This is a genomic window from Geodermatophilus sp. URMC 64, assembly GCF_053502555.1.
Genome location: NZ_CP199955.1, coordinates 4,270,271 through 4,289,810, shown reverse-complemented (window position 1 = coordinate 4,289,810; position 19,540 = coordinate 4,270,271). Strand labels below are relative to the sequence as shown.

17 protein-coding genes are annotated in these 19,540 nt (G+C 72.9%); 11 read left to right on the top strand and 6 right to left on the bottom strand.

Features of this window, described 5'->3' with window-relative positions:
• Positions 1-48 precede the first annotated feature (48 nt).
• On the top strand, positions 49-1,359 hold the full coding sequence (locus tag ACWIYF_RS20850) for a hypothetical protein (protein ID WP_448624733.1): 1,311 nt from the start codon (positions 49-51) through the stop codon (positions 1,357-1,359).
• A gap of 36 nt (positions 1,360-1,395) precedes the next feature.
• A complete protein-coding gene (locus tag ACWIYF_RS20845; protein ID WP_448624732.1) occupies positions 1,396-1,719 on the top strand; it encodes a DMT family transporter in 324 nt (107 codons plus the stop codon).
• A gap of 6 nt (positions 1,720-1,725) precedes the next feature.
• Here the strand turns inward: ACWIYF_RS20845 and ACWIYF_RS20840 are convergent, their stop codons facing one another.
• Together ACWIYF_RS20840 and ACWIYF_RS20835 are read right to left on the bottom strand one after the other, a co-directional pair.
• Complete coding sequence (locus ACWIYF_RS20840) at positions 1,726-2,544, bottom strand: helix-turn-helix domain-containing protein (protein WP_448624731.1); 819 nt, start codon at positions 2,542-2,544, stop codon at positions 1,726-1,728.
• A gap of 105 nt (positions 2,545-2,649) precedes the next feature.
• A complete protein-coding gene (locus ACWIYF_RS20835; RefSeq protein WP_448624730.1) occupies positions 2,650-4,545 on the bottom strand; it encodes a hypothetical protein in 1,896 nt (631 codons plus the stop codon).
• A gap of 223 nt (positions 4,546-4,768) precedes the next feature.
• On the opposite strand from ACWIYF_RS20835, the gene ACWIYF_RS20830 reads away from it, so the two are divergent.
• From ACWIYF_RS20830 to ACWIYF_RS20800, 7 genes are read left to right on the top strand one after another with little or no spacing between them, the layout of a single operon-like run.
• A complete protein-coding gene (locus ACWIYF_RS20830; protein WP_448624729.1) occupies positions 4,769-6,769 on the top strand; it encodes an acetoacetate--CoA ligase in 2,001 nt (666 codons plus the stop codon).
• A 13-nt stretch (positions 6,770-6,782) separates the two neighbouring features.
• Complete coding sequence (locus ACWIYF_RS20825; protein ID WP_448624728.1) at positions 6,783-8,591, top strand: PEP-utilizing enzyme; 1,809 nt, start codon at positions 6,783-6,785, stop codon at positions 8,589-8,591.
• The gene (locus ACWIYF_RS20820; RefSeq protein ID WP_448624727.1) at positions 8,591-9,673 is read left to right on the top strand and encodes a PEP/pyruvate-binding domain-containing protein; all 1,083 of its coding nucleotides are present in this window, start codon (positions 8,591-8,593) and stop codon (positions 9,671-9,673) included. The genes ACWIYF_RS20825 and ACWIYF_RS20820 overlap by 1 nt, the downstream gene beginning before the upstream one ends.
• A gap of 1 nt (position 9,674) precedes the next feature.
• Entirely contained in the window at positions 9,675-10,142 is a 468-nt protein-coding gene (locus ACWIYF_RS20815) for an acetyl-CoA carboxylase biotin carboxyl carrier protein (RefSeq protein WP_448624726.1), read from the top strand.
• On the top strand, positions 10,139-11,488 hold the full coding sequence (locus ACWIYF_RS20810; RefSeq protein WP_448624725.1) for an acetyl-CoA carboxylase biotin carboxylase subunit: 1,350 nt from the start codon (positions 10,139-10,141) through the stop codon (positions 11,486-11,488). The genes ACWIYF_RS20815 and ACWIYF_RS20810 overlap by 4 nt, the downstream gene beginning before the upstream one ends.
• Positions 11,488-12,945, top strand: a complete 1,458-nt coding sequence (locus ACWIYF_RS20805) for a biotin carboxyl carrier protein (RefSeq protein WP_448624724.1) — start codon at positions 11,488-11,490, stop codon at positions 12,943-12,945. The genes ACWIYF_RS20810 and ACWIYF_RS20805 overlap by 1 nt, the downstream gene beginning before the upstream one ends.
• Positions 12,938-13,768: an HAD-IIA family hydrolase gene (locus ACWIYF_RS20800; RefSeq protein WP_448624723.1), complete on the top strand. Its 831-nt coding sequence runs from the start codon at positions 12,938-12,940 to the stop codon at positions 13,766-13,768. The genes ACWIYF_RS20805 and ACWIYF_RS20800 overlap by 8 nt, the downstream gene beginning before the upstream one ends.
• A gap of 43 nt (positions 13,769-13,811) precedes the next feature.
• Here ACWIYF_RS20800 and ACWIYF_RS20795 read toward each other — a convergent pair whose 3' ends face one another.
• Entirely contained in the window at positions 13,812-14,117 is a 306-nt protein-coding gene (locus tag ACWIYF_RS20795; RefSeq protein WP_448624722.1) for a hypothetical protein, read from the bottom strand.
• A gap of 221 nt (positions 14,118-14,338) precedes the next feature.
• Between ACWIYF_RS20795 and ACWIYF_RS20790 the strand changes: the two genes are divergently transcribed.
• Together ACWIYF_RS20790 and ACWIYF_RS20785 are read left to right on the top strand one after the other, a co-directional pair.
• Complete coding sequence (locus tag ACWIYF_RS20790) at positions 14,339-15,187, top strand: formate/nitrite transporter family protein (RefSeq protein ID WP_448624721.1); 849 nt, start codon at positions 14,339-14,341, stop codon at positions 15,185-15,187.
• A gap of 171 nt (positions 15,188-15,358) precedes the next feature.
• Positions 15,359-15,943, top strand: coding sequence for a cupredoxin domain-containing protein (locus ACWIYF_RS20785; RefSeq protein WP_448624720.1), 585 nt, complete (start codon positions 15,359-15,361; stop codon positions 15,941-15,943).
• Between the two features lie 56 nt (positions 15,944-15,999).
• Here the strand turns inward: ACWIYF_RS20785 and ACWIYF_RS20780 are convergent, their stop codons facing one another.
• The 3 genes from ACWIYF_RS20780 to ACWIYF_RS20770 are packed head-to-tail and all read right to left on the bottom strand — an operon-like array spanning position 16,000 to position 19,465.
• Positions 16,000-16,410, bottom strand: coding sequence for a cupin domain-containing protein (locus ACWIYF_RS20780; protein WP_448624719.1), 411 nt, complete (start codon positions 16,408-16,410; stop codon positions 16,000-16,002).
• A gap of 9 nt (positions 16,411-16,419) precedes the next feature.
• On the bottom strand, positions 16,420-16,818 hold the full coding sequence (locus tag ACWIYF_RS20775; protein WP_448624718.1) for a nuclear transport factor 2 family protein: 399 nt from the start codon (positions 16,816-16,818) through the stop codon (positions 16,420-16,422).
• Between the two features lie 31 nt (positions 16,819-16,849).
• A complete protein-coding gene (locus tag ACWIYF_RS20770; protein ID WP_448624717.1) occupies positions 16,850-19,465 on the bottom strand; it encodes a bifunctional FO biosynthesis protein CofGH in 2,616 nt (871 codons plus the stop codon).
• Between the last annotated feature and the right edge of the window lie 75 nt (positions 19,466-19,540).

Here is a 19,540-nt window from a genome sequence, read left to right as displayed (position 1 = left end):
CGCGCCAGGCGACCCTGGGACCGTTCCGCCATGAGTAGCAACGCTGCCGTGCTGACGCCGTCGGCGGTTCTCGCGCCCCGCGACTGCGCGGTCTCCGTGGTCGTGTTCGTGCCGTTGCTCCGAGAGGACCGTCCTGCCGATTCACCGCCGGTGAGGACGGAACGGCAGGAGCCCGCTCTCGACGACGCCACGCACGCGCAGGACGGCCCGACCCCCGGACTCCAGCCGTTCCGGGGACTTCTCGACCATCTCCGGCTGTGGGGGTACTCCGAGCACGTCAACGAGACGCTCCGCGAGTTCCTGCCGCATCGCCTCAGCAGTGACGATCTCGCCCCGGGCCTGCTCCCGGCCCTGCCGCTCGGCCGCGGCCGGTGGGAGCCGGTCGGCGGCACGGTCGAGACCTGGACCGCGGAGGTCGGCATGGTTGCGTTGATCTACCGGCTGGTGGACTGCGGGCAGGTGACGTGGGCGGAGATCCGGGACAGCGTGATGGGAACGAGCGAGAAGTCCGGTCTCCTGAGCGCCACCGAGCGCCTCTTCGCTGAGGGGTGTCCCGCGGCGGCAGGTGCGCCATGGACGTCGCTGTGGGTCCAGGCGTACTTCGTGGTGCAGGCCGACCGGGGATCCGACGGCGCGGCGCTCGATACCGTGGCCTGCGAATTGAGCGAGCGAGGCGACTGCCTCCAGCCGCGCGGTGACTGGCCGCAGGACGCGGTGCGGCTGGGCACCGCGGCGTGCACCGTGTCGACGGCGACGGAGCCGGAGTTGGCCGACGCGGTCGGGCGCGTGCTCGCGACCCAGTCGGCCGCGTGGGCGGCGGCCATCGACATGGATCGGAACCTCGGCGGCCTGCTGAGCAGAGGTGGTCAGGAGGCGCGTCGCTGTTCTCTCGACGCACTCGAGGCCCGGTCGACCGAGCTGCTGGTCGAGTTCGAGCAAGTCCAGCAGTTCCGGGCCGGCGTCGAGATGTTGCCGCTGCACCTCGGAGCGCCGGACAGAGCGGTCTGGGAGTGGGTCAGCACCGTGTGGGGACTCGGGCAGCAGCTCATGGCGATGGACACGAAGCTCACCGCGATCGAACACGTCTACGGCCACCTGACGACGGCCATGTCGGCGCGGCAGGCCCGGTTCCTCAACCGGGTGGTGCTCGGGGTGACCTGCCTCAGCCTCGCCACGTTCGTCCTGACCGTCTGGGATTTCACCCAGAAGAGCTTCGACCCTTTCCAATGGCTCAGCGCCCTGGTGACGCTGGTGGCTGCAGCCCTCGCATGGATCTTCTTCGGCTGGGCGTGGCGGACGAGCACGAGGAGGGAGCAACCGCTGGACCGGATCCGCGGCCCCGGGCAGGCCGGCGGCTGAGCGTCGACGGCCGGCGCCGTTCCTAGGATTCCGACGGTGGCCTACCTGCTGCTCGCCTGCGCCATCGCGACGGAGGTGCTGGCCACCTCGCTGCTCGGTCGCACGAACGGCTTCACGGTCCTGCTGCCCAGCGTCGTCGTCCTGGCCGGGTACGCGATCTCGTTCTTCCTGCTCTCGATCGTCGTGAAGACGATGTCCGTGGGCATCGCGTACGCGATCTGGTCGGGGGTGGGCACGCTGGCCGTCGTCGGCATCGGCGTCACCCTGCTCGGCCAGCCGCTGACGGTGTGGCAGGGCGTCGGGGTGGCGCTGGTCGTCGCCGGCGTCGTCCTCATCAACGTCGGCGGTCCCGTCCACTGACCTCGCTCAGGCCGCGAACCCGGCCGCCCGGGCACGCTCCTCGACGGTGCGGACGGCGGTCTCCAGGTCCGCCAGGTGCAGCTGCACCATCCCGGTGAGCGACATGATCTGCCGCCGCCAGGTCAGATTGATGCAACCGACGACCCGGTCGCCCAGCCGGATCGGCATCGCGATCGACTCGCGTCCGTCGTCCACCTCCGAGCGCGGGCGGTCGTGGTCGCCGCCGAAGTCGGGCGCGCGGACGGCGTAGCCGCGCCGCCGCGTGGTCGCGACCAGCTTGCGCACCGCGGCGTCGTCCCTCGCCAGCCGGTACGCCGGACCCTCCTTGAGCCGGAGCCGGGCCAGCACCGCCTCGAGCTCCGGCTCGGGGCAGAACGAGAGATAGGCCCGCCCGGACGCCGACCCGAGCATGTTCACCCGGTACCCGTGCGGCCGCGGCGGCAGCCCGTCGAAGTACGTCCGTGAGCTGTTGGTCTCCAGCGTCACCATGTGGTCCAGCCGCGGCACCGACAGCACCGACGGCCAGCGCACCCGCGAGGAGAGCTCCTCCAGCACCGGCGAGGCGATCTCCACCAGCCACGCGTCGTCGTCGCTCTCGGCCCGCCGCTGCAGGGTGTGGCTCGGGAGGAAGGCGCCGTCGACCATCCGCTGCCAGACCAGGCCGTGCTGGTGGACGGTCTTGAGGATCCGGGTCAGCGTCGGCTTGGGGATGCCGGTCGCGAGATGCAGGTCGTGCAGGCTCGCGGCGCGCACCTCCTGCAGCACCTCCAGCACCTGCAGGCCGCGCGACAGGGAGTCGATCGGCTTGACGCGGTACTCGCGCACGCCCCACCTCCGACAGCCGCCGCACCCACCGGGTCCTCCGGAGCGTGCCACGGGAGGGTGGTGCGGTGCCGCCGTCCCGTGGCCGGCGGCACCGCACCTGTCCCGTTACGCGGCGGGCGTGCTCGCGTCGCCGCTGCCCTGGTCGATCGTGCCGTCGTCGGAACCGGTGGTCGCCGGGTCCGTGGTGACGCCGACGTCCCCGGTGCCCTGGTCGATCGTGCCGTCGTCGGAACCGGTGGTCGCCGGGTCCGTCGTGACGCCGACGTCCCCGGTGCCCTGGTCGATCGTGCCGTCGTCGGAACCGGTGGTCGCCGGGTCCGTCGTGGTGCCGACGTCGCCGCTGCCCTGGTCGGCCGTGCCGTCATCACTGGTGGACGACGTCGGCACCTCCGGGAGCGGCGACTCCACCGCGTGGCGGTCGAAGCGGAACCGCCACACCTGCCCGCCGGGGCTGCTCTCGTCGACGTCGGTCGTGGCCGGGTCATCACTGCGTCCCTCGGCTGGCGACGTGCTGTAGGCCGAGACGAAGACCCGGTCGTTGTGCCCGAGCGTGACACCGCCGGGCGCCGGCACGGCCACCGCCGTCCAGGTGCTGTGCTCGAGGTCGATGCGGACGACGCTGCCCGTGCCGGCCCCCGGACCCTCGCTGCCGCCCGTGGCCAGCGAGACGTAGGCGTACCGGCCGTCGGAGTCCACGGCCAGACCGTTGGCCTCCCCGAGGCCCTTCCACCGACCGGTCTCCTGGCCGGTCTCGTCGAAGCGCACGAGCGACGTGCCGTCGGCCACGTAGACGTTGCCCTGGCCGTCCTCGGCCAGCGCGCTGGGCGTGGACTCGGCAGGCCCCGCCTCCGCCACGGAGGGCGTGAAGGCCGCCACCGTCGCCGGCGGCAGGCACTCGGCCGCCACGCGGCCGTCGGCGCAGTCCTCCGGCAGGGCCGCGGAGAAGTCGGGGGTCACCTTCCAGACCGTCCCGGAGCCGGAGTCGGTCACGAGCACGTACTCGTCGCTCCCAGGCTCCTCGCCCGGCGTGGGGTCGACGAGGAGGACGGATGTCGGGTTGCTCTCGGACGTACCGCTGGGCGCGGCGCCGTAGCTGGGCACGGTGCCGTCGGTGGGCGCGGTGCCGTCGGTGGGCGTGGTGGTGACGTCGCCGTTGCCCTGGTCGGCGGTGCCGTCGTCCGACGTGGTGCTGTCGGTGGGCGCGGTGCCGTCGGTGGGCGTGGTGCCGTCGGTGGGCGTGGTGGTGACGTCGCCGTTGCCCTGGTCGGCGGTGCCGTCGTCCGACGCGGTGCCGTCCGTGGGTGTGGTGAGGACGTCGCCGCTGCCCTGGTCAGCGGTGCCGTCGTCCGACGTGCTGGTGGTCGACTGGGCGGCGAGGTCCACCCACGGGACGGTGACGCCGTCGGCGCTGACCAGCAGCTGCCCCGCCGTATCCGTCCCCGGGGTGCCGGAATCGGCGGCGAGCGGGTCGGTCGCAGGGGCGCCCTGGGCGATGATCAGGGCGCCGGACTCGGTGGCCGCGACGCCCCCGGGGCCGGTCGCCTCGGCGCCGTCCGTTCCGGCGACGGAGAACAGGCCGGTGACGACCTCCTCGGCGCCTCGGTCGGAACCTCGGCCACCGTCGCGGATCGCGGTGACCGCACCGGTGTCCCCACTGCAGGACTGGTCCGCCGCTGCGGTCTGCTCCGGCGTGGAGCCGGAGTCGGGAGCCGTGGCCACGTCGCCGCTGCCCTGGTCGGCGGTGCCGTCGTCGGACCCGGCGGTGGTCGGCGCGGTGGCGGTACCGGGCGACGCGGCTGCGCAGTCGTCGCCGCCCGAGCCCGCCTCGGCCACCAGGAGGGTGTCCCCCGCCCAGGCGAGCTGGCGCGGGTTGTCCAGGTGGTCCGCGACGACCCGGGCGCCGATGTCGTTCCGGTCGGATGGATCGTCGTGGGCGTGCGCGGCCGTCGCGCTTCCCAGCAGGGCGGCGAACGCGCCTGCCGCAATCAGATACCTAGGCATGATTCCTCCGCAGTGGCGGTGCAGTGTCGGATCGGCGCACCCCGCGCGGGATGGGGTTGCGCTCGATGGGCGGAGACGCTATGAGCCGCGTTGGGGGGTTGGAGAGTCCCCAAAGTGGGACGGAGTCGTTAGGCCCTACTCGCGGGATGCCGCTTTTCGCACAGTGAAATCTCGGCCGAAGAGTGTTGCCGATCACACCCGCCGGGAGTCAGGGTTTCCGGCCATGGGGACGACGGCGTCGCAGGGGAGCGGGCTCGCGGTCCGGGAGGGCGACCTGCTGTGGACGCCCTCGGCCGAGCGGATCGAGCGGACCCGGTTGACCGAGTTCACGCGCTTCGCCGCCGCGCGCACCGGGCGCGACTTCGGCGACTACGAGGCGCTGTGGCGGTGGTCCACCACCGAGCTGGAGGAGTTCTGGTCGGCGATCTGGGACTTCTTCGGCGTGCAGGCCTCCGAGCCGCCGACCGCCGTCCTGGCCGAGCGGGCCATGCCGGGCGCGCGGTGGTTCCCCGGCGCGCGGCTGAACTTCGCCGAGCACGTGCTGCGGCAGGAGCGCCCAGGGGAGCCCGCGCTGCTGTTCGTCGACGAGACCTCGCCGGTGCGCGAGCTGCCGTGGGAGGAGTTCGCCGGCCAGGTCCGCCGGTTCGCCGCCCACCTGCGCGCGGCCGGGGTCCGGCCCGGTGACCGCGTGGTCGCCTACCTGCCCAACGTGCCCGAAGCCATCGTCGCGATGGTGGCGAGCGCGAGCGTCGGCGCGGTGTGGGCGGCCTGCTCGCCCGACTTCGGCGCTCGCGGTGCCCTGGACCGGCTCGGCCAGCTGGCCCCCACGGTGCTGCTCGCCGCCGACGGCTACCGCTACGGCGGGCGCGAGTTCGACCGGCGGTCAGAGGTGGCCGAGATCGTCGCGGGCCTGCCGAGCCTGCGGGAGGTCGTCGCCGTCCCCGTCCTCGGCCTGGAGAGCACCGGGACGCCGTGGGCGCAGATCCAGGCCGGCCCGGACGTCGACGACTTCGCCTGCGAGCAGGTGCCCTTCGACCACCCGCTGTGGGTGCTGTTCTCCTCGGGCACGACCGGGCTGCCGAAGGCGATCGTGCACGGTCACGGCGGGATCCTGCTCGAGCAGCTCAAGGCGCAGGCCTTCCACATGGACCTGCACGCCGGCGACCGGGCGTTCTTCTTCACCACCACCGGCTGGATGATGTGGAATTTCCTGGTCGCCACCCTGCTCTCCGGGGTCGCGCCGGTGCTCTACGACGGCAACCCCAGCCACCCGGACGTCGACGTCCTCTGGCGGGTCGCCCAGGACACCCGCGCCCGCCTGTTCGGAGCCAGCCCCACGTTCGTCGAGCTCATGCAGAAGGCCGGGGTCGTCCCGCGGGAGCGCTTCGACCTCTCCGCCCTGGACACGATCATGCCGGCCGGCTCCCCGGTGGCGCCGGCGATCACCGCGTGGTTCTACAGCGACGTCAAGGCCGACCTCTGGATCGCCACCGGATCCGGCGGCACCGACGTCTGCACCGGCCTGGTCGGCGGCGTGCCGACGCTGCCGGTGCGGGCCGGGGAGATCCAGGGCCGCTCGCTCGGCGTGGCCGCCGAGGCGTGGGACGACGCCGGGCAGCCGGTCGTCGGCCAGGTGGGGGAGCTGGTCATCACGCAGCCGATGCCCTCGATGCCGCTGTTCTTCTGGGGCGACGAGGACGGCGCCCGCTACCGTGCCAGCTACTTCGAGACGTTCCCCGGCGTCTGGCGGCACGGCGACTTCTTCGAGGTCAACGAGCGCGGCGGCTGCTTCGTCCGGGGCCGCTCCGACGCCGTGCTCAACCGGCAGGGGGTGCGGATCGGCACCGCAGAGATCTACCGCGTGGTCGAGGACGACCCCGCCGTCCTCACCTCGCTCGTGGTCAACCTCGACCTGCCGGGCGGCGGGTTCTTCATGCCGCTGTTCGTCGTCCTGGCCGAGGGGCAGGAACTCACCGAGGAGTTGGAGGCGCGGCTGCGCCGCAGCCTGCGACAGGAGTACAGCCCCCGGCACGTGCCGGACCGGATCATCGCCGTCCGCGCCGTCCCGCTGACCCGCAGCGGCAAGAAGATGGAGGTCCCGGTCCGCCGGCTCCTCCTCGGCGCCGACGCGGCGTCCGTCGCCGACCCCAGCGCCATGGCCGATCCCGAGGCCCTGGCCGACTTCGTCGAGTACGCCCGCACGCAGCGGGACTACACCCTCTGAGGAGAAGAGAGCCATGACCGAGCGCTCGTTCCCGCTGCCGTCCCAGATCGCCGACGTCCCCGGCGCCGAGGGCTGGGAGCAGATGTACCCGTACTTCACCCGGTTCCAGCCGGAGGACGACCAGCGGTTCTGGTTCTACAACTCGATGCACTTCCCCGAGGTGATCCCGGCCTTCGACGGCATCACCTCGGAGATCCCCTACACGGCGATCGGCGCCAATCTCGCCCGCCTGTTCTCCTTCCCGACCACGCTCGGCATCGAGTACCGCATCCTCAACGGCCGGGTCTACATCACCGCCAACCCGGTGCTGGACCCGGCGCAGGTGGAGCAGCGGCTGCCGCACTTCCAGGAGCGCGCCGGCCACTACTACGCGAACTGGGACCGCATCTACGGCGAGTGGCAGCAGCGGATGGACGCGCTGATCGCCGAGATCGAGGCGGTCGAAGTGCCCGTGCTCGGCGACCTCGACGACCTCTCGGTGGTCACCAGTGGCCGCGGCATCGCGTCCAACCACTACCTCCGCGAGAACTACCACCGCTGCATCGACCTGTACTCGAAGATGTGGCACTACCACACCGAGATGCTGCAGCTCGGCTACGGCGCCTACGTCGTCTTCTTCGAGTTCTGCAAGCAGGCCTTCCCGGAGATGGGCGACCAGATGGTCGCCCGGATGGTCGCCGGCATGGACGTCACCATGTACCGGCCGGACGACGAGCTGAAGAAGCTGGCCGCCCTCGCCGTCGAGCTCGACCTCGCCGACCTGTTCGTGGAGGGCGCCGAGCCGAACAAGGTCCTCGCCGCGCTGGGTGAGCGGGGCCAGAACGGCGCCCGCTGGCTGGCCGCGTTCGAGGAGGCCAAGGACCCCTGGTTCAACGTCTCGGTCGGTGACGGCTTCTACCACCACCACCTGTCCTGGGCCGACGACCTGACCGTCCCGTTCGCGGCGCTGCCCCGTTACGTCGAGCAGATCCGCGCCGGCGAGGACCTCACCCGGCCCACCGAGCGGCTCGCCGAGGAGCGCGACCGGATCGCGAACGAGTACCGCGGGCTGCTCGGCAGCGACGACGAGAAGGCCGCCTTCGACCAGATGCTCGCCCTGTGCCGGCAGGTCTTCCCCTACATCGAGTCGCACAAGTTCTACTGCGAGCACTGGTTCACCACCCGGTTCTTCCAGAAGATCCGCGCGTTCGGTCAGCTGCTGGCCGACCGGGGCGTGCTGGGCGAGGCCGACGACGTGTTCCACCTGCGGCACGTCGAGGTCGAGGACGCCCTCGCCGACGTGATGCTGGCCTGGGCCGGCGGCGGCACGGAGCTCGGCGCCCGCCACTGGCAGCCGATCGTGGCCCGCCGCAAGGAGATCGTCGAGGCGCTGTCGGCCTGGTCGCCGCCGCCGGCGCTGGGCCCGGTGCCCCCGGCGCTCAACGACCCCGCGGTGAAGATGCTCTGGGGCATCACCGACGAGACGATCGAGACCTGGCTCGGCGACGAGGAGCTCGACGAGAACGTCGTCCGCGGCTACGCCGCCTCGCCGGGCGTCGTCGAGGGCGTCGCCCGGGTGCTGATGAACGTCAACGAGATCGGCTCGATCCGCGAGGGTGAGGTCCTCGTCTGCCCGGTGACCGCGCCCAGCTGGGGCCCGGTGTTCGGCAAGATCGCCGCGGCGGTGTCCGACATCGGGGGCACGATGTCGCACGCGGCGATCGTCGCCCGCGAGTACGGCATGCCGGCGGTCGTCGGCACCGGCCAGGCCACGGCGAAGATCCGCACCGGCGACCGCGTCCGGGTGGACGGCGACCGCGGCATCGTGACGGTGCTGCGGTGATGATCACGACCGACACCCGTCCCGTCCTGCACTTCTCCGAGGTCGGCATGGACGACGTCCCGCGCGTCGGCGGGAAGGGCGCCAGCCTCGGCGAGCTGCTCCGCGCCGGGATCCGGGTGCCCACCGGCTACGCGGTGACGACGGCGGCGTTCGCCCGGACCGTCGAGCACCTCGAGCTGGACGGCGCCCCGATCGCCGACCTCGTCGCGGCGCTCGACCCGGCCGAGCCCGAGGCGCTGGCCGCGACCACCGCCCGGGTGCGTGCGGTGGTGGAGTCCGCGCCGCTGCCCGTGGACGTCGCCGACGCGATCCGCGCCGCCTACACCGCGCTGGGCGAGGAGTGCGGCGACCCGGACCAGCCGGTCGCCGTCCGCTCCAGCGCGACCAGCGAGGACCGCGCCGAGGACAGCTTCGCCGGGTTGCAGGACACCTACCTGTGGGTCCGCGGCGCCGACTCGGTGGTCGCGCACGTGCGCCGCTGCTGGGCCAGCCTGTACAGCGTCGAGTCGGTGACCTACCGGCGGCGGCGCGGCATCCCGGAGACCGACCTCGGCATGGCCGTCGTCGTCCAGCGGATGGTCGGTGCCCGCAGCTCCGGCGTGATGTTCACCCGCAGCCCGCTCACCGGCGACCGGTCGGTCGTCGCCGTCGACGCCAGCTGGGGGCTGGGCTCGGCCGTGGTCAGCGGCGACGTCACGCCCGACTCGTTCGTCGTCAGCAAGGTGACCGGTGAGGTGGCCAAGCGCACGATCGCGACCAAGACCCGCTGGCACCGGCCCGACCCGTCCGGCTACGGCGTGGTCGAGATCGACGTGCCGGCCGAGCTGCAGGACCGCCCGTCGATCTCCGACGCGGAGCTCGCCGAGCTGGTGGCGACGGCCCGCCGGGTCGAGGCGCACTACGGCTGCCCGCAGGACATCGAGTGGGCGGTCGCCGAGTCCGACGGCCTGGTCTACCTGCTGCAGAGCCGGCCGGAGACGGTGTGGGCCGAGAAGGACGCCGCGGCGAAGGTCACCGCCCCGACCGCGCGGCCGTTCGACCACGTCTTCAACCTGCTCGGCGGCAAGAAGCCGGGGGCATGAGGTGGACCTGACACCGGACGACGTCCGCGACGTCCTGCGGGTGCTGGACTCCAGCGAACTGGCCGAGCTGCACCTGGAGACGGCGGACCTCACGCTGACCGTGCGCCGCGAGGGCGCGACCGGGTGGACGGCGGAGCAGCAGGTGCGGCGGGCGCCGGTGGTGGAGCGGGCCGAGCCGGTGGTGGACGTCGACGAGACCTCCTCGGCCGGAGCGGAGATCCCCCAGGGGCTGATCGCCGTCCACCCGCCGCTGCTCGGCACCTTCTACCGCGCGCCGCAGCCGGGCGCGCCGCCGTTCGTCGACGTCGGCGACGAGGTCGACGAGGACACGGTCGTCGGGATCGTCGAGACCATGAAGATGATGACGCCGGTGCACGCCGGCGTCCGGGGGACGGTCGTGGAGTTCCGTCTCGGGAACGGCGAGTTCGCGGAGAAGGACGCCGTGCTCCTGGTGGTGAAGCCCGCATGAGGCGCATCCACCGGCTGCTGGTCGCCAACCGCGGGGAGATCGCCGCGCGGGTGATCCGCACCTGCGCCCGGCTGGGCATCGAGTCGGTGCTCGCCGCCTCCGACGCCGACCTCGACTCGCTGCCGGCCCGGCTGGCCGACCGCGTCGTGCGGCTGGGCCCGGCGCCGGCCGCGCAGTCCTACCTCGACCCGGCGGCGGTGGTGCGCGCCGCGGTGTCGGTCGGCGCCGACGCCGTGCACCCCGGGTACGGGTTCCTCTCCGAGAACCCGGCGCTCGCGCAGGCCTGCGCGGACGCAGGCGTGATCTTCGTCGGGCCGAGCATCGAGTCGCTGCACGCCGTCGGCGACAAGCTCACCGCCCGCGAGCACGCCCTGGCCGCCGGGCTGCCGGTCGTGCCGGGCGGGGAGGCCGCCGACCTGGCCGCGGCGCAGGCGGTCGCGGCCGAGGTCGGCTTCCCGCTGCTGGTCAAGGCCGTCGGCGGGGGCGGCGGGCGCGGCATGAAGCGGGTGCGCTCGGCGGCCGAGCTGCCGCACACGCTCGACCTGGCGGTGAGCGAGGCGGCCGCCGCCTTCGGCGATCCGCGGGTGTACCTGGAGCGGTTCGTGGAGTCCGGCCGGCACGTCGAGGTGCAGGTGCTCGGCGACGGGGTGTCCGCCGTGGCCCTGGGGGACCGCGACTGCTCGGTGCAGCGCCGCTACCAGAAGCTGTTCGAGGAGGCGCCGGCGCCGCAGATCCCCGAGCGCGTGCGCGCCGAGATGGCCGACGCCGCGCTCGCCCTCGCCGTCCACCTGGGCTACCGCGGGCTGGGCACGGTCGAGCTGCTCTACGACCGGGAGCGGGAGACCTTCTACTTCCTCGAGATGAACGCCCGCATCCAGGTCGAGCACCCGGTCACCGAGCTGGTCACCGGCCTGGACCTGGTCGCCGAGCAGCTCGCCGTCGCCGAGGGGCTGCCGCTGCGGCTGCGCCAGGAGGACGTCGTCCTCACCGGGCACGCGGTGGAGTGCCGGATCAACGCCGAGGACTGGGCGCACGGCTTCCGGCCCTCGCCGGGGCGGATCGACCGGGTGGTGCTGCCCGTCGGCGACGGGATCCGCGTCGACACGCACGTGCAGGGCGGCTCCGTCGTCCCGCCGTACTACGACTCGCTGCTCGCCAAGCTGATCGTCCACGGGGCCGACCGCGCCGACGCGCTGGCCCGGGCGCGGGCAGCGCTGGAACTGATGCGCATCGACGGGGTGACGACGACGGTGCCGGTGCACCAGGCGCTGCTCGCGGACCCGGAGTTCTCGGCCGGCGGGGTGGACACCGCGTACTTCGAGCGGTTCCTGGCGGGGGTGGCCTGATGGCAGATGTGGGCCTCGTCGACGTCTCGATCCGCGACGGCAACCAGAGCCTCTGGGGCGCGACCGGGCTGCGCACCGAGCACGTGCTGCAGATCGCGCCGGTGCTGGAGCGGGTCGGCTTCCGTGCGCTGGACTTCACGTCGAGCACGGCGATGGGGGTCTCGGTGCGCAACCACCGCCAGGACCCGTGGGAGCGGATCCGGCTGACCCGCGCGCTGATGCCGACGACGAAGCTGCAGCTGATCGGCACCGGGTTCCGGTTCATCTCCTGGGAGAACTCGCACCCGGAGACGATGCAGCTGGTCTACGACCGGCTGGCGGTCAACGGCATCGACCGGGTCGTCGTCCTCGACCCCATGCACGACATGGACGCCGCCCGCGAGACCGCCCGCCGGCTGAAGAAGGCCGGCATCGACGAGGTGGTCGGGGCGCTCACGTTCACGATCAGCGCGGTGCACGACGACGCCTTCTACGCCGACCTGGCCCGGCAGATGCGCGAGTGCCCCGACATCGACCGGGTCTACGTCAAGGACCCGGCCGGGATTCTGTCCGCCGACCGGGCGCGCACGCTGATCCCCGCGATCGTCGCGGAGCTGCACGGCACCCCGCTGGAGCTGCACTCCCACGCGACCATCGGGCTCTCCCCGCAGACCTACTCGATCGCGCCGGATCTCGGCGTCGAGGTGGTGCAGGTCGGCTGCGGGGCGCTGGGCAACGGCTCGTCGCTGCCGGAGGCGCAGCGGACGGTGGCCAACCTGCGCGAGATGGGGCACACGGTCGACATCGACGACCGGGCGCTGGAGCTCGCCTGCCGGTTCTTCGACGAGCACGCGGCCGCCGAGCAGCTGCCGGTGGGCCGGCCGCAGGACTTCGACGCGGCGTTCCTGCACCACCAGATCGCCGGCGGGGTCATGACGACGACGCGGCGGCAGCTGCGCGAGATCGGCATGGAGGACCGGTTCGAGAGCCTCATCGAGGAGGTCGGCCGGGTCCGGGCGGAGCTGGGCTACCCGATCATGGTCACGCCGTTCCCGCAGATGGTCGTCTCGCAGGCGCTGTTCAACGTCATGGGGGAGCGGTACGCGAACGTGCCCGACCAGGTGATCCGCTACGCGCTGGGCAGCTTCGGTCGCCCGACGGCGCCGATCGAGCCGGAGGTGCTGGACCGGATCCTCGACCGGCCGAGGGCCCGCGAGCTGGCGTCGGAACCGCCGCCGCCCTCGCCGGAGGAGCTGCGTCGCCGGTTCCCCGGCGTCTCCGACGAGGAGCTGCTGCTGCGGGCGCACATGCCGGCCGAGCAGGTGGACGCGATGGTCGCCGCCGGCCCCGCGCCGCGGCACTACAACGCGTCGCTCGCGCCGGTGCTGTCGCTGCTGTCGGGGCTGGGGTCGCGGACCTCGGTCCACGACCTGGCGGTGTCGAAGCCGGGCTTCTCGCTGGCGGTGCGCCGTGGCTGAATCGCTGGCCCAGGTGCGCGGCTTCGTGCTCGACATGGACGGCACGCTGGTGCTGGGAGACCGCAACAACAAGGGGCTCACCCCGCTGCCGGGGGCGCTGGAGTTCCTCACCACGCTGACCGACCTCGGCCTCCCGTACTGCGTCTTCACCAACGGCACGGTGAAGACGCCGGCGCAGTGCGCCGACGCGCTGCAGGAGGCGGGCCTGCCGGTGCCGTCGGACGCCGTGCTCACCCCGGCCTCCTCTGCGGTCGAGGTCTTCCACGAGCGCGGCTATCGACGGGTCATGGTGCTCGGGGTCAAGGGCATCACGGAAGTGCTGGAGCAGGCCGGGATCGAGGCGCTGCCGCCGCTGCGCGGGACGGCGTGCGACGCCGTGTTCGCCGGTTGGTACCGCCAGGAGCTGACGATGGAGGCGCTGGAGGCCGCCATCGACGCCGTCGAGGGCGGGGCCCCGTACTACAGCGCCTCCCAGTCGCCGTACTTCGCCACGTCGGAGGGTCGCACCCTCGGCTCCTCCCGGGCGATCAGCGCGGTGGTCAAGGACCTCACCGGGGCGCGGGTCACCGTCGTCGGCAAGCCGTCGCTGCAGGCGCTGCGCGCGGCGTCGCGGCACCTGGGTGTGCCGGCGGGGGAGCTGGCGGTGGTGGGTGACGACCCCGAGCTCGAGGTGCCGATGGCGCACGAGGGCGGGGCGTTCGCCGTCGCCGTCCACACCGGGATCGGGCACGCGGAGTCCTTCGCCGACCTGCCCGCGGACGTGCGCCCGCACCTCGACCTGCCCGACGTGGGGGCCCTCGCCGAGCTGGTCCGCGCCCGGTAGGGCGCCCGTGGCGGTGTCGGGGGAAACCGCCACGGGCGCAGCCTCAGTCCCCGGGCCTGAGGGACGTGGGGAGGCCGTTGCCGGCCAGGTGCTCGCGCAGTTGCGCGGCGATCCTGCGGCGGTGCTCCGCTCGTTCGCGGAACACCGCGGCCAGCGCCGGGTTGGGCGAGCGGTCCGCGCGGCGGTCCAGCAGGGCCGCCGTCTCGAGGTGCACGGCGAGGCGCCGCAGGTTGTCGAGGATCTCGTGGCGCGCCGGTCCGAGGTGCCTCGCGGACGCAACCTCGGGCGGCGGGGGTGCGCCGTGGTCCCGCGCGTGCGGCGTCAGCTCGACGAGGCGGGTGGGAATCACCGTGGGCGCCCTTTCGCAGGGGGTTCTCGGGCCTTTCGCAGATGAAGACGACGGACGGCGACGGGGATGACGTGGCGCAGGTGCGGCGCCCGTGCCCGGAATGCCCGCACCGCCGCGTCATGTAGCCGCGGCGAAGGCGTCAGGGGTGGGGAGCCCGTCGCCGAGCCGGAACCGGACCGGCCACCCATACTGGCGCTGCCGCCGAGGCCGGGGAGGCGTCGATGACCGCTCGGGAACCGCAGGAGATGGCGCAGGTCGCCACCGATGTCGGGGCCAAGAAGGTCCACCGCACGTGGGACCGGGTGCTGGTCAGCTCCTTCCTGGCCGGCGCGTACATCTCCTTCGGGGGGCTGGTCGCGATCACGGTGTCCTCCGGGCTGGACCCCGGTACCTGGGGCACGCTGCCGACCCTCTTCATGGGCGCCGCCTTCACCCTCGGCCTGGTGCTCGTGCTGATCGCCGGCTCCGACCTCGCGACCGGCAACATGATGCTGGTCCCGCTCAGTGCGATGCGCGGCAAGATCACCGGCGGCGACGTCGTCCGCAACCTGACGCTGGTGCTGGTGGGCAACCTGCTGGGCGCGCTGTTCGTCGCCTTCTTCCTGGCCGTGCAGACCGGGGTGATCGGGGACGCCGATTCCTCCGGCAACGCCGCCCTCACCTACGACCGGCTGGCCGCGATCGCCGAGGGCAAGGCGCTCGGTGAGTCGGGGTGGCAGATCTTCCTGCGCGCGGTCGGCTGCAACTGGCTGGTCTGCCTCGCGGTCTGGATGTCACTGGCGGCGCAGTCGGTGTCGGGCAAGATCCTGGCGATCTTCTTCCCGATCATGGCCTTCGTCGCGATGGGCTTCGACCACGTCGTCGCCAACATGTTCTTCCTGCCGGCGGCGATGTTCGCCGGCGTCCCGGGCATCGGGTGGGGACCGACGCTGCAGAACTGGCTGTTGGCGGGCCTGGGCAACCTGGTCGGCGCCGTGGTGTTCGTGGCGACGTCCTACTGGTACCTCTTCCTCCGCGATCAGCCCGACAAGGCGCCGGCCACGCAGTCGGAGCCCGCCGAGCGCGGCTGACCGGCGCGCCGGGCAGCGACGCGTCCAGGCGCGTTGCACGCAGCGTGGCGGCGCGCTCCCCGGTGTCCAGCGGGCCTGCATGAAACTTCCATGAAGTCTCCCGGAAGCTGACGCGAGGGCCCTAGCTTCTCGCCCGTCCGTGTGATCTGGGTCACATCAGGGAGGGAAGGAATGAGGCTGCACGGGAAGCTGCTGATCGGGGCGGTCGTCGCCCTGACCGTGCTCGGGGTCTCGGGGGTGGCCCAGGCGGGAGGCGGAGGCGGGGATCGCGACCGGGAAGTGGTCAAGGTCAAGGACGACTGCGACCCGGAGACGTTCAACGCGGCCATCGGGCCCGGCACGTGCGTCGGCAATGGCGACACGACGTTCCAGGAGTTCATCCGGCAGCTCGGGCGGCTCAACGAGGCCCCGGAGTGGCGCTTCAGCCCCCGGTACCTGCGCATCGACGAGGGGGACGTCCTCGTGGCCAAGAACGTCGGCGGCGAGGAGCACACCTTCACGCCGGTCGACCACTTCGGCGGCGGCTGCGTCCCGCCGGTGGAAGAGGCGCTCCGGGATCCGGAGCCGACCGTCCCCGAGTGCGATGACGAGGAGCTGCTCGCCGACACCACGATCCCGGCGGGCGGCCGGTTGGTCTTCGACGACCTGGGGCGGGGCAAGCACCTCTTCGAGTGCCTCCTCCACCCGTGGATGCGGTCGGTGGTCGTTGTCCGGGGTGACCACCACCACCACGACCACGGTGGGCATCACCACTGATCCGCAGGGCGGGGCGGTCGTGTGATGCGGCCGCCCCGCGTGCGGATCCGGCGGACCTACCCGAGCGATCCAGGGGGCAGGTTGACCACGATCGCCTCCTGGCTGCTGCGGGCGAGGACGACGACCGCCTCCTCGTCGCTCGGGTTCTCCTCACGGTGCGGTGTCCAGGGCGGCACGAAGACGTAGTCGCCGGGCTGTGGCGTCAGCCGGACCTCCTCGCCGTCCTGCCCGAACACGAACACCGGGTGCCCGGAGACGACGTAGATCGCCGTCTCGGAGTCGCCGTGGTGGTGGTTGCCGGAGTTGGTCCCGGGGCCCACGTGCGTCTGGCCCATCCACAGCTTCTCGGAGCCGACGGTCTTCCCCGACACGGCCTCGCGCCGGACCATGCCACCGCTCTGTGCGGTGTCGCTCGACAGCTCCGTGGCCGCGATGTGCCGTAGGGGCTGGTGCCAGTCGTCGGCCACGGTTTCTCCTCAGGCTCGGCTGCCGTCGGTGCGGATCAGGACGCGGCCGTCGGCATCGGTGACGGTGTAGTGGATGGTCTGCGCCCGGATCAACCCGTCCTCGATCAGGTAGGAGTCTGCACCGTCGGGGATGCGGTACGGCCCGGCGTCGACGGTCCATTCGAGGAACGCCATGCGGCCCTCGACCTGCGTCGCCAGGTAGGTCCACCGGCCGCTGGGGATCTCCTCGTACAGCTGCCGCGCGAGCTCGCGGACGCCGTCGTGCCCGCGGAAGACGCCCCGGCCGGTGAGCATGACGACGTCCTCGGCGACGTTGCGGGCGAGGTCCTCCTCGACCGCGCCCTCGTCGGCGAGGCGCAGGTGGTCGTCGAGCACCTCGCGCGTGGTCCGGATGCGCAGATCGGTCATGGCCGCCTCCCCGGTGGGTCCGGGATGAAGCTCAGACCGGTGTGATGGACAGCGTCAAGGCCCGGCGGCCCTCCTCGGAGCGGGCCGTGCGCAGGCGCTCCTCGGACGGCGTGCCGTACTCGGTGGTGCGCTGGCGCGCCGGCCGGCCGATGGACGCCGCGAGCGCCTCCAGCTCGGCGATGGTTTTCAGCGAGCCGTTCTCGCTGCCGGCCATCCGGCTGATCGTCTCCTCCATCAGCGTGCCGCCGAGGTCGTTCGCCCCGCCCCGCAGCACCGCCTTCGTGCCGGCCTCGGCGAGCTTCACCCACGAGGTCTGGATGTTGGGGATGCGGCCGTGCAGCAGCAGCCGGGCGACCGCGTGCAGCGCCCGGTTCTCCCGCACCGTCGGCCCCGGCCGGGCCACGCCGGCGAGGTAGATCGGCGCGTTGTGGTGCACGAACGGCAGCAGCACGAACTCGGTGAAGCCGCCGGTCTCGTCCTGCTGGCGGGCCAGCGTGCGCAGGTGGGCAACCCAGTGCGCCGGGGTGTCGACGTGGCCGTACATCATCGTCGACGTCGTCGGGATGCCCACCCGGTGCGCGGTGCCGATGATCTCCAGCCAGGTCGCCGTCGGCAGCTTGCCCTTGGTCAGCACCCAGCGGACGTCGTCGTCGAGGATCTCCGCCGCCGTCCCCGGGACCGAGCCGAGGCCGGCCTCCTTCAGGCCGGTGAGGAAGTCCTCGAACGACAGCCCGGTGCGGGCGGCGCCGTTGACGATCTCCATGGGGCTGAACGCGTGCAGGTGGATGTCGGGCTGCCGCCGCTTCACCTCGCGGGCCAGGTCGAAGTAGGCGGTGCCGGGCAGGTCGGGGTGGATGCCGCCCTGCATGCAGATCTCGGTCGCCCCGGCTGCCCAGGCCTGGTCGACGCGGTCGCCGACCTGCTGCATGGAGAGGGTGTAGGCGTCGGCGTCGGTGCGCCGCTGGGCGAACGCGCAGAACCGGCAGCCGGTGTAGCAGACGTTGGTGAAGTTGATGTTCCGGTTGACGACATAGGTGACGTCGTCGCCGTTGACCTCCCGGCGCAGCGCGTCGGCGACCGCGGCGAGCGCGTCGAGGTCCGGCCCGTCCGCCCCGAGCAGCGCCAGGTACTCGGCGTCCGACAGCCCCGCCGGGTGGGCCTCGGCGTGCCGCAGGGCCGCCCGCACGTCCGGGTCACCGACGGCCAGCGCCGTGGAGTGCCCGTCGCGGGCGGACGTCGTCCGGTCGCGGAGGTCGGCCCAGTCGCCGTAGACGGCGTCGAAGTCGCTGCGCCGGTCACCGGTCCGCCCGACGGTGTCGACCTCGACGTGCAGCTCCGTCCGGCCGGACCCCGCCCCCAACACGGTCCAGGCCTCGTCCGGCTCCTGCCAGGGCAGCCCGGCCGGGATCCGGCCCTCCACCGCGAGCCCGTCGGGCCCGGCCAGCGCGGACACGTGCGGGCGCACCCGCGGGTCTAGCCACGGCTCGGGGGAGAGGACGTACGGCGGCTGCGCGGCCAGCCGCTCGCGCAGCTCGTAGCCGGCCTCGGCGGTGAGCGCGGCCAGCTTGTCGATGTTCGGCCACGGCCGCTCGGGGTTGACGTGGTCCGGCGTCAGGGGCGAGACCCCGCCCCAGTCGTCGACCCCGGCGCGGATCAGCAGCCCGAGCTCGGTGGAGTCCGACAGGTTCGGCGGCGCCTGCACCCGCGCCTTCGGCCCGAGCAGCAGCCGGCTGACGGCGACCGACGCGACGTACTCCTGCAGCTCCAGGTCGTCGTGCGCGGCCATCGCGGTGCGCGGCTTGGCCCGGAAGTTCTGGACGATCACTTCCTGCACGTGCCCGTGCCGGGAGTGCGCGGCCCGGATGGCGCCGATCGCCTCGACGCGCTCGGCGTAGTTCTCCCCGATGCCGAGCAGCACCCCGGTGGTGAACGGGACGGCGGAGCGGCCGGCGTCCTCGAGCACCCGCAGCCGGACGGCGGGCTCCTTGTCCGGCGACCCGAAGTGCGGACCGCCGGGCTCGGACCACAGCCGGGTCGCCGTCGTCTCCAGCATCATGCCCATCGACGCCGCGACCGGCTTGAGCCGCTGGATCTCCTCCCACGACAGCACGCCGGGGTTGAGGTGCGGCAGCAGCCCCGTCTCCTCGAGCACCCGGATCGCCATCGCCCGCAGGTAGCCCAGCGTCGAGTCGAAGCCGTGCGCGTGCAGCCACTCGCGGGCCACCGGCCAGCGCTCCTCGGGCCGGTCGCCGAGGGTGAACAGCGCCTCCTTGCAGCCCAGCGCCGCCCCGGCGCGGGCGACGTCGAGTACCTCGTCGGGGGAGAGGTACGGCGCCTTGCCGGCCTTGCGCAGCTGCCCCGGCGTCGTCACGAACGTGCAGTAGTGGCAGCGGTCGCGGCACAGGTGGGTGAGCGGGATGAAGACCTTGCGGCTGTAGGTCACGATGCCCGGCCGCCCGGCCGAGGCCAGGCCCGCGTCGCGCACCCGCGAGGCGGCGGTCAGCAGCCGGTCCAGCGGCTCCCCCTCGCCCAGCCCGCGGGCGTGCAGCAGCGTCTCCGCCTCGGTCGCGTCCAGCCGCACGCCGCGTTCGGCGCGGGTCAGCGCACGGCGCAGGGCGGATTGCGTGGGGATCAGCGGCTCGGTCATCGCCGATGACGCTAGTCGAAGGGCCCCCTGCCCCCCACCACTCGCAGGCTCGCGGCGGGGCCCTGCAGGGGGCCG